Origin of the sequence: Pseudescherichia sp. AS216, from assembly GCF_037152055.1 — a bacterium.
Classification (GTDB): Bacteria; Pseudomonadota; Gammaproteobacteria; order Enterobacterales; family Enterobacteriaceae; genus Pseudescherichia.
Genome location: NZ_JBBCMV010000001.1, coordinates 447402 through 459368 on the forward strand (window position 1 = coordinate 447402; position 11967 = coordinate 459368).

Below are 11967 nucleotides of genomic sequence, written 5' to 3' on the forward strand. Positions count from 1 at the left end.
CGCGAGCGCCACCGGGCGTTACAAGCCTGAATTCAGGCAAAATTATTTAGGTTCAGTACCGAACCATTTTTTATAGATTTCGTTATAGGTGCCGTTCTCTTTCAGGGTTTTCAGCGCGCCGTTCACTTTCTCACGCAGGTCGCTGCCTTTCGGGAAGGCGATACCGTACTGCTGCGCTTCCAGAGAGTCGCCAACCGCTTTGAACTGGCCTTTGCCAGCGGTCTGAATGAAGTAGAGAATGTTCGGCGTATCGTGCAGTACCGCGTCAGCGCGGTTAGTGCCCAGCTCCATATAGGCGTTGTCGATGTTCGGGAACTGGCGCAGATCTTTGGTTTTGATATTGGCTTTCGCATAGTCAACGGAGCCGGTACCGCTCTTCACCGCAACCACTTTACCGTCGAGGTCTTTTACGCTTTTAACATCGTTGTTATTGGCTTTGACCATTACCAGCAGACCACTCTTGTAGTAGCCGTCAGAGAAGTCGACCGCTTTTTTACGCTCGTCGGTAATGGTGATCCCAGCCAGCGCCAGGTCAACGTTTTTGGTTTGCAGCGCCGGGATAATGCCGCTGAAGTCCATCGGCTTAAGGGTGTAATCCAGCTTCAGCTCTTTCGCTACGGCAGCCCACAGGTCCACGTCAAAACCAACGTATTTATCGCCCTGTTTAAATTCGAACGGAACAAACGCGGTATCGGTCGCGACCACCAGTTTATCGGCGGCGTGGGAAGAGACCGCAAAAGCCAGGGTAAGTGCAGCAAGGGAAACTTTAAACACAGACTTCATAACATTTCCTTTTATATCCACGGGGCGATCCCCTGAGAGAACGTACGCAGTATGAAAAAATCGTGCCAGGTTTACAACCCATTGTTTTGTAAAGACGATATATTCTATCGCTGTACAAAAATTATGCTCTGTCAGCCGTAATGCACCATGTTGGGGCTCCATGCTGGTGCGTTGCTGGCATGTTGCACAATATGCTGCTATTAAGCGCAGAAAGCGGCGATAAAACAACCCTTGATTAACGATTGTGTGAGGTAATTATTACAAGTGATTTACTTTGTAGAGGGGGCAGAGCGCGGCAGAACAGAGGGGTTGCACCAGAGAAGTGCAAAACCCTCTCCCGGAGGGGAGAGGGTCATAAATAAAACGTATGCTTTATTCGATGTTCGATTCGATAAACCACAGGAATTTATCCAGGTCGCGGGATGCCGCGGTCAGGATGTCAGCGGTATCTTCGTCTTTCGCTTCTTCGATAGATTTACGCACGTCGTTAGCAACAATGGCATAGCGATCGGCCAGCTCTTTCAGGTGGTCCTGAACGCTGTGAATATCCAGCGGGTAGCTTTTCAGCGGGGTCTTGCTGTTAACAACCTGGGTAGTACCCAGTGCAACGCCACCTAACTGAACCGCACGCTCGGCGATGGTGTCCAGATGATCGGTCAACGTAGTGCGGAAGCCGTCCAGCATCTCGTGCACGCCAATAAAGTTAGCGCCGCGCATATTCCAGTGGGCCTGTTTAGTGATCAGAGACAGGTCAATGAACTGGGTCACCTGGCGATTCAGCAGCTCAATAGTCGCTTTTTTATCGTTATCCGCTACATCGTTGCGAGTATAAAGCAGATCGGATGATTTCGTTTTTACCAGTTTAGCGGTACTCATAATCTCATATCCTCTTGATGTGTGTTCCCAGGTAATTACTGGAGCTAAGTATAGCACCGGTTTTCGGCTCTGCTGACGAGTATATACCTATCGGTTCGATAGAAATAAAGAGGGATCAAAATTAATCGTTTAATTATCAGTATGTTATATTGCTTGCGGGAGATGATTCTTAATTTTACGGCAGACATTGAGAATGTAAATGAATATTAATTAGCAAAATAAGCGAGGCAGGAAATGATATTCTGCACGACGCAACGCCGTGCAGATAAATAATCAACCAATATCAACTTCTTTAATTTTACTCTCACGGCGCAGGGTGAGCGTAGAGCCAATGGACGCGGCAATAATGGCCGACAGGGCCAGCCACTGCACAAGGGTCAGCGTTTCGCTCAGGAAGATCATCCCGGATACCGCCGCCATCGCAGGCTCCATACTCATAAGAGTACCGAAAGTTCGGGTGGGCAGGCGCGTCAGGGCCATCATCTCCAGCGAGTAGGGCAGGGCGGTAGAGAGAATGGCCACGCCCAGGCCCAGCGGCAGGATCGACCAGTGCCAGAGCGCATCGCCTGCCTGAATCGCGCCGAGAGGCACAAACACCACGGCAGCGATCAGAGAGCCCAGCGCCACGGTGGCCGGGCCATGATCCTCTCCGGCGCGCTGGCCGCAGAGAATGTAGATAGCCCAGCAGGCACCTGCGCCAAGCGCACAGGCTGCCCCGGTCAGGTCGACATGGGAGACATCCTGCCCCAACGGCAAAAGGAACCACAGCCCCAGCACGGCCAGCACTACCCAGATAAAGTCTATCGGACGCCGGGAGGAGAACAGCGCGACCGCCAGCGGGCCGGTAAACTCCAGCGCCACCGCAATACCCAGCGGCACCGTCTGGATAGAGAGATAGAAGAGATAGTTCATCGCTCCCAGCGACAGCCCATAAAATAGCAGCGGCTTACGCTGCTCGGGCGTAAAACGCAGCCGCCACGGCCGGAAGACAATCACGAGGATAATTGTCCCAAGCGCCAGACGCAGGGCAGTCACGCCGGGCGCGCCGACCAGCGGAAAGAGCGATTTTGCCAGCGAGGCACCGCTCTGAATCGACGCCATTGCGACAAGTAGTATGAATATAGGTAACCAGGTGGGCAACTTCCGGGGTAAAGCAGGCATCCTTTCTCCTGTCAATTTATGTCAAACCGAGTAGAGAGGGCAGTGTAATGGAAATAGATGTCAGCGGTTGAGACGCCGTTGAAAATAAATGTCACGAAAGCAGTACAATGGCGACAAGTTGCTGGATTAATCACCGTATCTTTAGGAATAATCTGGATGAATATGTCGCTTTTATGGCGGCATAATAGCGGCATTAGCGGAAAAAAGGCTTTTTTTTGAAAGAGATACGAGCAAGAGGAAACGTTCTGTTACATCAAAAGGCCGGTTAGACAGCGTGATGCGCAAAGAGTTTCTCACTTTTTTTTGTTATATTTAATACTTAGGACTTACTTGAAGCACATTTGAGGTGGTTATGAAAAAAATTGCATGTCTTTCAGCACTGGCAGTTGTTCTGGCTGTATCCGCAGGTTCCGCTGTAGCGGCAACCTCTACTGTTACCGGCGGTTATGCTCAGAGCGACATGCAGGGCGTGGCGAACAAAGCTAACGGTTTCAACCTGAAGTATCGCTACGAAAACGACACTCCGCTGGGTTACATCGGTTCCTTTACCTACACTGAAAAAGATCGTACCGAAAGCAACGTGTACAACAAAGCCCAGTACTACGGCGTAACTGCTGGTCCGGCTTTCCGTCTGAACGACTGGGCAAGCGTGTACGGTGTAGTGGGTGTTGGCTACGGTAAATTCCAGCAGTCTCAGGATGTTGTAAACCATTCTGACAGCAGCGACTACGGCTTCTCTTACGGTGCGGGCATGCAGTTCAACCCGATCGAAGACGTTGCTATCGACGTTTCCTACGAGCAGAGCCGCATCCGTAGCGTTGACGTTGGCACCTGGATCGCAGGCGTGGGTTACCGCTTCTAATCACCCCGGTGATAGTCTAGACACAAAAACGGCCCTCAGGGGCCGTTTTTTTATGGGTGCAGTTTATTGATCCCGGCAAAAGCCGTAGGCCCGGCAAGCGGAGCGCCGCCGGGCGTGGGTATCCCTTACCGGGAACGGGTCTCAAACAGGTCCGTGCCCAGATGGTTGTAATCCACCTTTTGCAGCTTGAAGTTGGTCACCCAGGTTGGCCCGGCTTTATCGTTAGAGACAAAGCGGTAGCGGGTGGCGATCTCTTTGGCCGTGATGCCGGTCCACTGCGAAAAGAAGCTGAGGAAGTCGTTGGCCGAGCGGCGGGCTTTGATCAGCCGGTGGCGGGTATCGTCGCTGGAGATCACCATAAACGGCACCTGGAAGTTCTGCTGGAACTTATCATCATGGGCCAGATACTGCACCTCTTTGCCACGCTCCTTAAAGGCCAGACCGTGATCGGAGAAGTAGACCATCGAGAAGGTGCTGCCGCTGTTACGCAGCTGGTCGTAAAGCTTGCTGAGCAGGGTATCGGTTTGCGTAATCGAGTAGAGGTAGCACGAGGTCTCCTTCGACTGCACAAAGTCCGTGTACTTGCCGCCGGTGCGATCGCAGGCCTGTGGGTGTGAGCCCATCAGGTGCAGGACGATCAGCTGCGGCTGGCTACGGGCGGTGCTTAACACCTGCTCGGTCATCTTCAGCAGCGCCTCGTCGCGGGTGTTCTTATCGGCCTCGAAGTCACCGCTTTTTAAGAACTGCACCTCGTCGGCGCGTTTGGCAATGCTGGCGATGGCGGTATCATACTCGCCAATTTGCCCCTGATTAGAGAACCACCAGGTCTGGAAGCCCGCCCGGTTGGCCAGGGTAACAAAGTTATCCTGATACTGGGGCTTGTTGTCCATTACCCGGTTCAGGGTCAGGCCTAACGATTTTTGCGTCGAGCCGCTGGCTGCTACGTAGTCGGTAAAAAAGGTGCCGTTGACGCTGCTGGCGAAGGGGGTGTTCTGCCAGTGGCCGCCGAATGCGCCCACTGCATCGCGGCGCACGCTCTCGCCGATCACCACCACATAGGTGTGATACTTCGGCTTAACGCCCATCACGTTCCAGCTGTCTTTCATCCCGGCCAGCTGTGCCATTCGGCTCTGCTCATCCAGCACTTCCTGATTGTTAACCACCACGTCCTTCACAAAGCGAAACACCGGGTAGCCGGTATCTTTCAGATTAAAGACGCCACCATACGCCAGGTTCTGCACCGGGGCGACAAAGACGGTCGCCAGACAGAAGGCGACGCCAAGATGATCCCATTTTCCCCAGGTGGCGCGTTCGCTCTGCTTACGCCGGATAGCCATCACCCCAAGGCCAAAGATAAACAGGCCAATCACGTAGTTGTACCACGGGAAAATGGTCAGGATCTCCGTGGACTCCTCCATGTTAGTGGAGTGCAGCGCCAGCAGGGTATTGAAGTTGGGTGCGCCGTAGGCCTGGCCAAACGGGTAGTAGGAGGCGGCAAGCAGAGAGAAGACCGCGACGATTGCCTTCTGCGCACGCGGTGCATGACGCCACAGCAGCAGCAGCAGGCAGGCGAACGCCGTGGTATAGAGCAGGCTAAAGGGGTAGCCAAGCGCGTAGTTAATCAGTAACGACTGAAGAAAATAGAAACCCGTCCACGGGCTAAGAGCCTGGCTACGGGCAGCAAGCGTTTCTTTTATAGTTAAATTCATATAGCTGTATCACAAAACGCCATGTGCTCACCCTGGCGTAGAGGGTCAAAACCTGCTGGAGAGGGCGTGGAGAAGAGGAAGAGTTCCGCATCCGCGAGCCGCATTTGTGCAGGGCTGCGAGAAGATAGAGCGAGAGCAGACGAAGATCAACAGATTACGGGGCAATCTTTTGCGAGGATGGTTGCAAAATCAGCAAATAGTAAGGTTTTCTATGACAGAGAGACAGTATGGCGAGAGAATGTGACAGAAAAATGAAGCGGCGTACCGCGACGCCGCATTAATGGGATTTTTTATCGTCCTGCTGCGGTTTGCCGTTAAACATATCGCACAGCATGTTGAGCAACTGCAGCCGGACCTGGAATGGCGAGTGGGTAAACACGGTTAGGCACCTCTTGAGTTCGTTCATATCAACCTCCTCCTGCATGATATCGTGACGTTCAATCTACGAAGGTTGTCTGCATTACATACAGATATAGCACAGGCTATATTGTATAGCTACGGCTATTAGCCAAATTTTTTGTGCTGGTCTACTTATGGTTTACACTGAGCGCAACCGTATATGATGCATTTATCGCGTTACCCATGAGGAAGTCCAATGAGCCGTCGCGTAGGCAAGACAACAACAAAAAAAGTGACGCAGCTGGTGAATGTCGAGGAGCACGTTGAGGGCTTTCGACAGGTGCGGGAAGCGCACCGGCGGGAGCTGATTGATGACTATGTGGAACTGATCTCCGATCTGATCCGCGAGGTAGGGGAAGCCCGTCAGGTGGATATGGCTGCCCGACTGGGGGTGTCCCAGCCGACGGTGGCAAAAATGCTTAAACGTCTGGCAACGGTAGGGCTGATCGAGCAGATCCCCTGGCGCGGCGTATTCCTGACTCCGGAGGGGGAGAAGCTGGCTCAGGAGAGCCGGGAGCGGCACCAGATCGTCGAGAGCTTTCTTCTCGTGCTGGGCGTAAGCCCGGAGACCGCGCGCCGTGACGCCGAAGGCATGGAGCACCACGTTAGCGAGGAGACGCTGGAACGCTTTCGCCTCTTTACCCTTCAGCAGGAGCATCCTGCGGAATGACCCTGCCGTTCGTGCGCGCGCTGGCGCGCGATCGCTTTTTCCAGCTGCTGATCCTGATCGGCATTACCCTGAGCTTTTTCGTTCCCTTTCATCCGGCCGCGTGGCCCAGGGCGATCGACTGGCACACCATTCTGACGCTAAGCGGACTGATGATGCTTACCAAAGGGGTGGAGCAGAGCGGCTACTTTGACGTCGTGGGGCGTCGAATGGTCCGGCGCTTCGCCACCGAGCGGCGGCTGGCCATGTTTATGGCCCTGGCGGCCGCGCTGCTTTCCACCTTCCTGACCAACGACGTGGCGCTGTTTATAGTTGTGCCGCTCACGCTGACGCTCAGAAAGCTGTGCGAAATCCCGGTTAACCGGCTAATCATCTTTGAAGCGCTGGCGGTAAACGCCGGGTCGCTGCTAACCCCTATCGGTAATCCGCAAAATATTCTGCTGTGGGGGCGATCCGGCCTCTCATTTGCTGCCTTTACCGGGCAGATGGCGCTGCTGGCGCTGGTCATGATGGCGACCCTGCTGCTGCTCTGCTGGCTCTTTTTCCCTAATAAAGCCCTGAACTACCACAGCGGCAGCCAGGCCCCGTCATGGCAGCCGCGCCTGCTCTGGACCTGCCTGGCGCTGTATGTAGTGTTCCTCATCTCGCTGGAGCTAAAGCATGAGGGCTGGGGTGCTCTGATCGTCGCCGCAGGCTTTGCGGTCGTGGCCTTTAAGGTGCTGAAGAGCGTGGACTGGACGCTGCTGCTGGTATTTATGGCGATGTTTATCGACGTCCACCTGCTGGTGCAGCTTCCCGCTCTCCAGGGATCGCTCAACGGCGTAGAGCACCTCTCTCAGCCCGCCCTGTGGCTCACGGCTATCGGCCTGTCGCAGGTCATCAGCAACGTGCCGGCGACCATTCTGCTGTTGAACTACGTCCCGCCCACTCAGCTGCTGGCCTGGGCAGTCAACGTCGGCGGTTTCGGCCTGCTGCCCGGCTCGCTGGCGAACCTGATCGCCCTGCGCATGGCCAACAATCGCCGCATCTGGTGGCGCTTCCATCTCTACTCTATTCCGCTGCTGATCTGGGCCGCGCTGGTGGGGTATGGGTTACTTATTATCAGTTAATGCGAATTTGTCAGTTTTTCCTGGCAAATGTATAGCAACCTCCTAACTTTAGATAACGGCGCACGTGTCGCGCCGTTCATCGACAGGACAGTTGCAACGCTATGGCTGATAACGAAAAGAATCCTGACGCAGCTCAGGAAGAGAACAATTCCGATCGGAAAGATCAAAACGATACTCAAAACGATACTCAAAACAAGGAACGTAAGCGGCCCGGTAAGAAGCCGCTTATTATACTGGGGGTAGTCGTTGTGGTGATGGTGATCGTCGCGCTGGTGTGGTGGTTAATGACCCGCAACCAGGAGACCACCGACGACGCCTTTACCGAAGGCGATGCGGTTACCGTCGCGCCCAAGGTGGCGGGCTACGTCACCGAGCTGCGGGTTAAGGATAACCAGCGCGTGAAGAAGGGCGATCTGCTGGTGCTGATCGATCCCCGGGACGCCACCGCCCAGCGCGATCAGGCTCAGGCTCAGCTTGGGCTGGCTACCGCCCAGCTTCATCAGGCTCAGGCCCAGCTGGCGCTCTCAAAGGTGCAGTATCCCTCTCAGCGTGATGAAGCGCAGGCGCAGGTGCTTAAGGCCAAGGCTGACTTAGCCAACGCCGAAGCCGCCTATCGTCGCCAGCGCGGTGTCGACCCGCGGGCGACCACCCAACAAAATATCGACAGCGCCAACGCCCAGCTGCGCAGCGCTCAGGCCCAGCTGGCCAGCGCCAATGCCCAGCTTGAGGTAGCAAGCCAGATTAACCTGCAGATCCGCCAGCAGGAGACCAACGTCGAAGCGCGTGAGCAGCAGGTTGAGCAGGCCCGCGCCCAGCTGGAGACGGCGAACCTTAACCTCTCCTATACCGAAGTGCGCGCCCCCTTTGATGGCTTCGTCACCAAACGTAACGTGCAGACCGGCACCCTGGTGCAGGCGGGCACGGCGCTCTTCTCGCTGGTCTCGCCTGATATTTGGGTGGTGGCGAACTTCAAAGAGTCGCAGCTGGAGCGGATGCGCCCCGGTAATAAAGTCACTATCGGCGTTGATGCCTACCCGGATCTTGAGCTGGAGGGGCATATCGACAGTATCCAGCAGGGGAGCGGCTCGCGCTTCTCCGCCTTCCCGTCGGAAAACGCCACCGGTAACTTCGTGAAGATCGTCCAGCGCGTGCCGGTGAAGATCGTCATTGATAAGGGCCTTGACGCGAACCAGCCGCCGCTGCCGCTGGGCCTCTCCGTGGAGCCGAAGGTGACGCTGGAATGACCGATCACAGCCATGAGAGCTGGCGTCCTGCCAGTAACCCGTGGGCGGTGGCGATTGTCGTCACCCTCGCGGTGTTTATGGAGATCCTCGATACCACCATCATCAACGTGGCGCTGCCCCATGTTGCCGGCTCGCTGTCGGCGAGCTACAGCGAATCCACCTGGGTACTCACCAGCTACCTGGTGGCGAACGGCATCGTGCTGCCGATCTCGGCCTTCCTGAGCCGCGTCTTTGGCCGCAAGCGCTTCTTCCTCATCTGCATCGTGATGTTCACCGTCTGCTCGTTCCTGTGCGGTATCGCCACCGAGCTGTGGGAGATTATCCTGTTCCGCATCCTGCAGGGCTTCTTCGGCGGGGGGCTACAGCCGACCCAGCAGTCGGTGCTGCTGGACTACTTTAAGCCGGAGGATCGCGGCAAGGCCTTTGGCCTGTCGTCAATTGCGATCATCGTTGCCCCGGTGCTCGGCCCGACCCTCGGGGGCTGGATCACCGACAACTACTCCTGGCGCTGGGTCTTCTTCATCAACATCCCGGTGGGGATCGTCACCGTGCTGGCGATCTACCAGCTGCTGGAAGATCCGCCCTGGGAGCGCAAATCGGAAGAGAAGCTGACCATCGACTGGACCGGCATCGGCCTGATTGCCCTGGGTCTGGGCTGCTTGCAGGTGATGCTGGACCGTGGCGAAGACGACGACTGGTTCGCCTCGGGTTTTATCCGCACCTTTGCCGTGCTGACCCTGATTGGCATTATCGGGGCCATCTACTGGCTGATGTACGCTAAAAAGCCGGTGGTGGATCTGCACTGCATGAAAGATAAAAACTTTGCCGTCTCCAGCCTGCTGATGGCAGGGATGGCAATGATCCTCTACGGCAGCTCGGTGGTGATCCCCCAGCTGGCGCAGCAGGATCTCGGCTACACCGCGACCTGGTCCGGGCTGGTGCTCTCGCCGGGGGCGGTGCTGATCGTACTCACCATCCCGCTGGTGCTGAAGCTGATGCCGGTGGTGCAGACCCGGTGGATCATCGCCTTCGGCTTTACCTGCCTGGCGGTGGCCTTCTTCTGGTCACGCAATCTGACCCCGGACGTTGATTTTGAAACCCTGGTGCTGTTCCGCAGCGCGCAGTCGATTGGTCTCGGCTTTCTGTTTGTGCCGCTTACCACCATCGCCTTTGTCACCATTCCGCGCCAGCTCAACGCCGACGCCGCCGCGCTGTTTACCATGTTCCGTAACGTCGCCGGATCGATCGGAATTTCGCTCTCAACCGCCGCCATTACCGAACGTGCCCAGGTGCACAGCGCCTATTTAAGCGCCCATACCACCCCCTTTAGCGAGCAGTTCCAGCTGGCGGTGCGCGAGACCGCCGAGGCGATCCGCAACTTCACAACGCTGCCGGGAGATCCGCTCGGGCTGGCAACCGGGCAGATGTATCGAACCATGATTGAGCAGTCGCGCTTTCTCGCCTACGTTGATGTCTTTACCATCCTCAGCGCCGTGGCGTTTTTACTGATTCCGTTTTGTCTTCTGCTTTCGCCGATCAAGAGCGAAGGCAGCGCAGGAGCACATTAACATGCACAGGATACATACCCCGACGCTGTCGTTACTCACCCTGCTGCTGGCGGGCTGCGCCGTGGGGCCGGACTACCAGCAACCCGTTCCGCCTGCGGTAAGTCACTGGAACGACGCCGGGGATAAAACCGTGCCGTCGCAAACCTCCAGCCAGGCGGTAAATCCACGCTGGTGGACCACCTTTAACTCGCCGCAGCTCAACAGTCTGATCGAGCGGGCGATCGCCGGCAACCTCTCCCTGCAGCAGACCGTGCTGCGCATTGCTGGCGCACGCGAGCAGATCAACCAGGCGGGCGGGGCCTTCCTGCCAGCGGTAAACGGCAACCTTCAGGCCACCCGGCAGCAGCTGGGGCTGGAGGGCGAGCTGAAATCCCACGATGTTTATGGTCAGCTGCAGGACGTCGATCCCGAGATAAACAACGCCCTTGGGGTGCTCACCCAGCCGGTGAATCTCTACCAGGGCAGCTTCGACGCCCAGTGGGAGCTGGATCTGTGGGGCAAGGTGCGCCGCCAGGTCGAGGCGGCCAACGCTCAGCAGCAGGCGGCTATCGAACAGCGTAACGACGCGCTGGTGTCACTGGAGGCGGAAGTGGCGCGCGCGTGGCTCCAGCTGCGCGGGGCGCAGAGTATCCTTGCCACCATGAATACCCAGATCGACACCGCAAAGGAGACGCTTAGCCTGACCGAGAGTCGCCAGCGTGGCGGTCTGTCGCCGCAGCTGGACGTAGAGAACGCCCGTGCACAGCTCGGCAGCCTGGAGGCGCAGCTGCCACAGTACCAGGCCCAGGAGCAGCAGGCGATGAACGCCCTGGCCATTCTGATCGGCAAGCCACCCGGTGCGCTGAATGCAGAGCTACGGTCGGTGCAGCCCCTGCCGAAGCTGCCGGATATTATCCAGACCGGCATTCCTTCAACGCTGGCCCGCCGTCGACCGGACGTGCGTGAAGCCGAGGCCAACCTGCACGCGGCCACCGCGCAGATCGGCGTCTCGGTGGCTCAGCTCTTCCCGAGCCTGACCCTGAGCGGCCAGTTTGGCCTGCGCAACAGCGAAACCGACTGGCTAACCGACTGGAGCAGCCACTTCTACAGTTTCGGGCCGCAGGTGTCGATTCCCATCTTCCAGGGCGGAAGGCTGGTCTCCAGCGTCAAGCTGGCGCGAGCGCAGCAGGGCGCAGTGGCGCTCAACTATCGCCAGACGGTGCTGAGCGCGCTGGGCGATGTAGAGAACGCGCTGGTCAGCTACCGCACCGATCAGCAGCGCGAAGCCGGGCTGAGCAAAACCATTGAGGCGTTGCAGAGCGCGTTCGATCTCGCCAGCGACAGCTACCGCCAGGGGATCGCCACCTTCATTGACGTACTTGATGCCCAGCGCCAGCTGGCGCAGGCCGAGCAGCAGCGTGCCCAGGCGCGGGTGCAGAGTAGCCTCGACCTGGTGGCGCTCTACAAGGCGCTGGGAGGCGGCTGGGAGCCGTACCAGACCGTGCAGCTGCCGGACTATCCGGTCTTTGGTGAAGCGACGCGAGGATAAAGTTCAGAGGATTGGGCAAGAAACGCGCAGGATCCTCACATTCGCGATCCGGCGCATCGGA

The 11967-nt window shown here is 57.1% G+C and carries 11 protein-coding genes; 6 read left to right on the forward strand and 5 right to left on the reverse strand.

Annotation, left to right across the window (positions count from 1 at the left end; translation table 11 throughout):
* Positions 1-42 precede the first annotated feature (42 nt).
* The 3 genes from glnH to rhtA all read right to left on the reverse strand — a co-directional run bounded on the left by glnH (position 43) and on the right by rhtA (position 2820).
* A complete protein-coding gene (gene glnH / locus WFN61_RS02220) occupies positions 43-783 on the reverse strand; it encodes a glutamine ABC transporter substrate-binding protein GlnH (RefSeq protein WP_042392298.1) in 741 nt (246 codons plus the stop codon).
* 372 nt (positions 784-1155) lie between these two features.
* Positions 1156-1659 (reverse strand): DNA starvation/stationary phase protection protein Dps, encoded by a 504-nt coding sequence (dps, locus tag WFN61_RS02225; RefSeq protein WP_042392299.1) that lies wholly within the window; start codon positions 1657-1659, stop codon positions 1156-1158.
* Between the two features lie 273 nt (positions 1660-1932).
* Positions 1933-2820, reverse strand: a complete 888-nt coding sequence (rhtA, locus tag WFN61_RS02230) for a threonine/homoserine exporter RhtA (protein WP_313575457.1) — start codon at positions 2818-2820, stop codon at positions 1933-1935.
* A 352-nt stretch (positions 2821-3172) separates the two neighbouring features.
* Between rhtA and ompX the strand changes: the two genes are divergently transcribed.
* Entirely contained in the window at positions 3173-3682 is a 510-nt protein-coding gene (ompX, locus tag WFN61_RS02235; protein WP_144813277.1) for an outer membrane protein OmpX, read from the forward strand.
* A 125-nt stretch (positions 3683-3807) separates the two neighbouring features.
* Here ompX and WFN61_RS02240 read toward each other — a convergent pair whose 3' ends face one another.
* Both WFN61_RS02240 and mntS read right to left on the reverse strand, forming a co-directional pair.
* Positions 3808-5391 (reverse strand): phosphoethanolamine transferase, encoded by a 1584-nt coding sequence (locus WFN61_RS02240; protein ID WP_144813269.1) that lies wholly within the window; start codon positions 5389-5391, stop codon positions 3808-3810.
* Positions 5392-5668: 277 nt separating this feature from the next.
* The gene (gene mntS / locus WFN61_RS02245) at positions 5669-5797 is read right to left on the reverse strand and encodes a manganase accumulation protein MntS (RefSeq protein WP_144813266.1); all 129 of its coding nucleotides are present in this window, start codon (positions 5795-5797) and stop codon (positions 5669-5671) included.
* A gap of 189 nt (positions 5798-5986) precedes the next feature.
* Between mntS and mntR the strand changes: the two genes are divergently transcribed.
* From mntR to WFN61_RS02270, 5 genes are all read left to right on the forward strand, one after another.
* Positions 5987-6460, forward strand: coding sequence for a manganese-binding transcriptional regulator MntR (gene mntR, locus WFN61_RS02250; protein ID WP_144813263.1), 474 nt, complete (start codon positions 5987-5989; stop codon positions 6458-6460).
* Positions 6457-7566, forward strand: a complete 1110-nt coding sequence (locus tag WFN61_RS02255) for an anion transporter (protein ID WP_144813259.1) — start codon at positions 6457-6459, stop codon at positions 7564-7566. Before mntR ends, WFN61_RS02255 begins: the two co-directional genes overlap by 4 nt.
* Before the next feature lie 101 nt (positions 7567-7667).
* A complete protein-coding gene (locus WFN61_RS02260; RefSeq protein WP_337037445.1) occupies positions 7668-8810 on the forward strand; it encodes an HlyD family secretion protein in 1143 nt (380 codons plus the stop codon).
* Positions 8807-10378, forward strand: coding sequence for a DHA2 family efflux MFS transporter permease subunit (locus tag WFN61_RS02265; RefSeq protein WP_042392313.1), 1572 nt, complete (start codon positions 8807-8809; stop codon positions 10376-10378). The genes WFN61_RS02260 and WFN61_RS02265 overlap by 4 nt, the downstream gene beginning before the upstream one ends.
* A 1-nt stretch (position 10379) precedes the next feature.
* Entirely contained in the window at positions 10380-11906 is a 1527-nt protein-coding gene (locus WFN61_RS02270; protein ID WP_222889977.1) for an efflux transporter outer membrane subunit, read from the forward strand.
* The last annotated feature ends 61 nt before the right edge of the window (positions 11907-11967 follow it).

Coding starts and splice junctions, on each gene's coding strand:
- glnH (WP_042392298.1), bottom strand. CDS start 783: ATGAAGTCTGTGTTTAAAGTTTCCCTTGCTGCACTTACCCTGGCTTTT.
- dps (WP_042392299.1), bottom strand. CDS start 1,659: ATGAGTACCGCTAAACTGGTAAAAACGAAATCATCCGATCTGCTTTAT.
- rhtA (WP_313575457.1), bottom strand. CDS start 2,820: ATGCCTGCTTTACCCCGGAAGTTGCCCACCTGGTTACCTATATTCATA.
- ompX (WP_144813277.1), top strand. CDS start 3,173: ATGAAAAAAATTGCATGTCTTTCAGCACTGGCAGTTGTTCTGGCTGTA.
- WFN61_RS02240 (WP_144813269.1), bottom strand. CDS start 5,391: ATGAATTTAACTATAAAAGAAACGCTTGCTGCCCGTAGCCAGGCTCTT.
- mntS (WP_144813266.1), bottom strand. CDS start 5,797: ATGAACGAACTCAAGAGGTGCCTAACCGTGTTTACCCACTCGCCATTC.
- mntR (WP_144813263.1), top strand. CDS start 5,987: ATGAGCCGTCGCGTAGGCAAGACAACAACAAAAAAAGTGACGCAGCTG.
- WFN61_RS02255 (WP_144813259.1), top strand. CDS start 6,457: ATGACCCTGCCGTTCGTGCGCGCGCTGGCGCGCGATCGCTTTTTCCAG.
- WFN61_RS02260 (WP_337037445.1), top strand. CDS start 7,668: ATGGCTGATAACGAAAAGAATCCTGACGCAGCTCAGGAAGAGAACAAT.
- WFN61_RS02265 (WP_042392313.1), top strand. CDS start 8,807: ATGACCGATCACAGCCATGAGAGCTGGCGTCCTGCCAGTAACCCGTGG.
- WFN61_RS02270 (WP_222889977.1), top strand. CDS start 10,380: ATGCACAGGATACATACCCCGACGCTGTCGTTACTCACCCTGCTGCTG.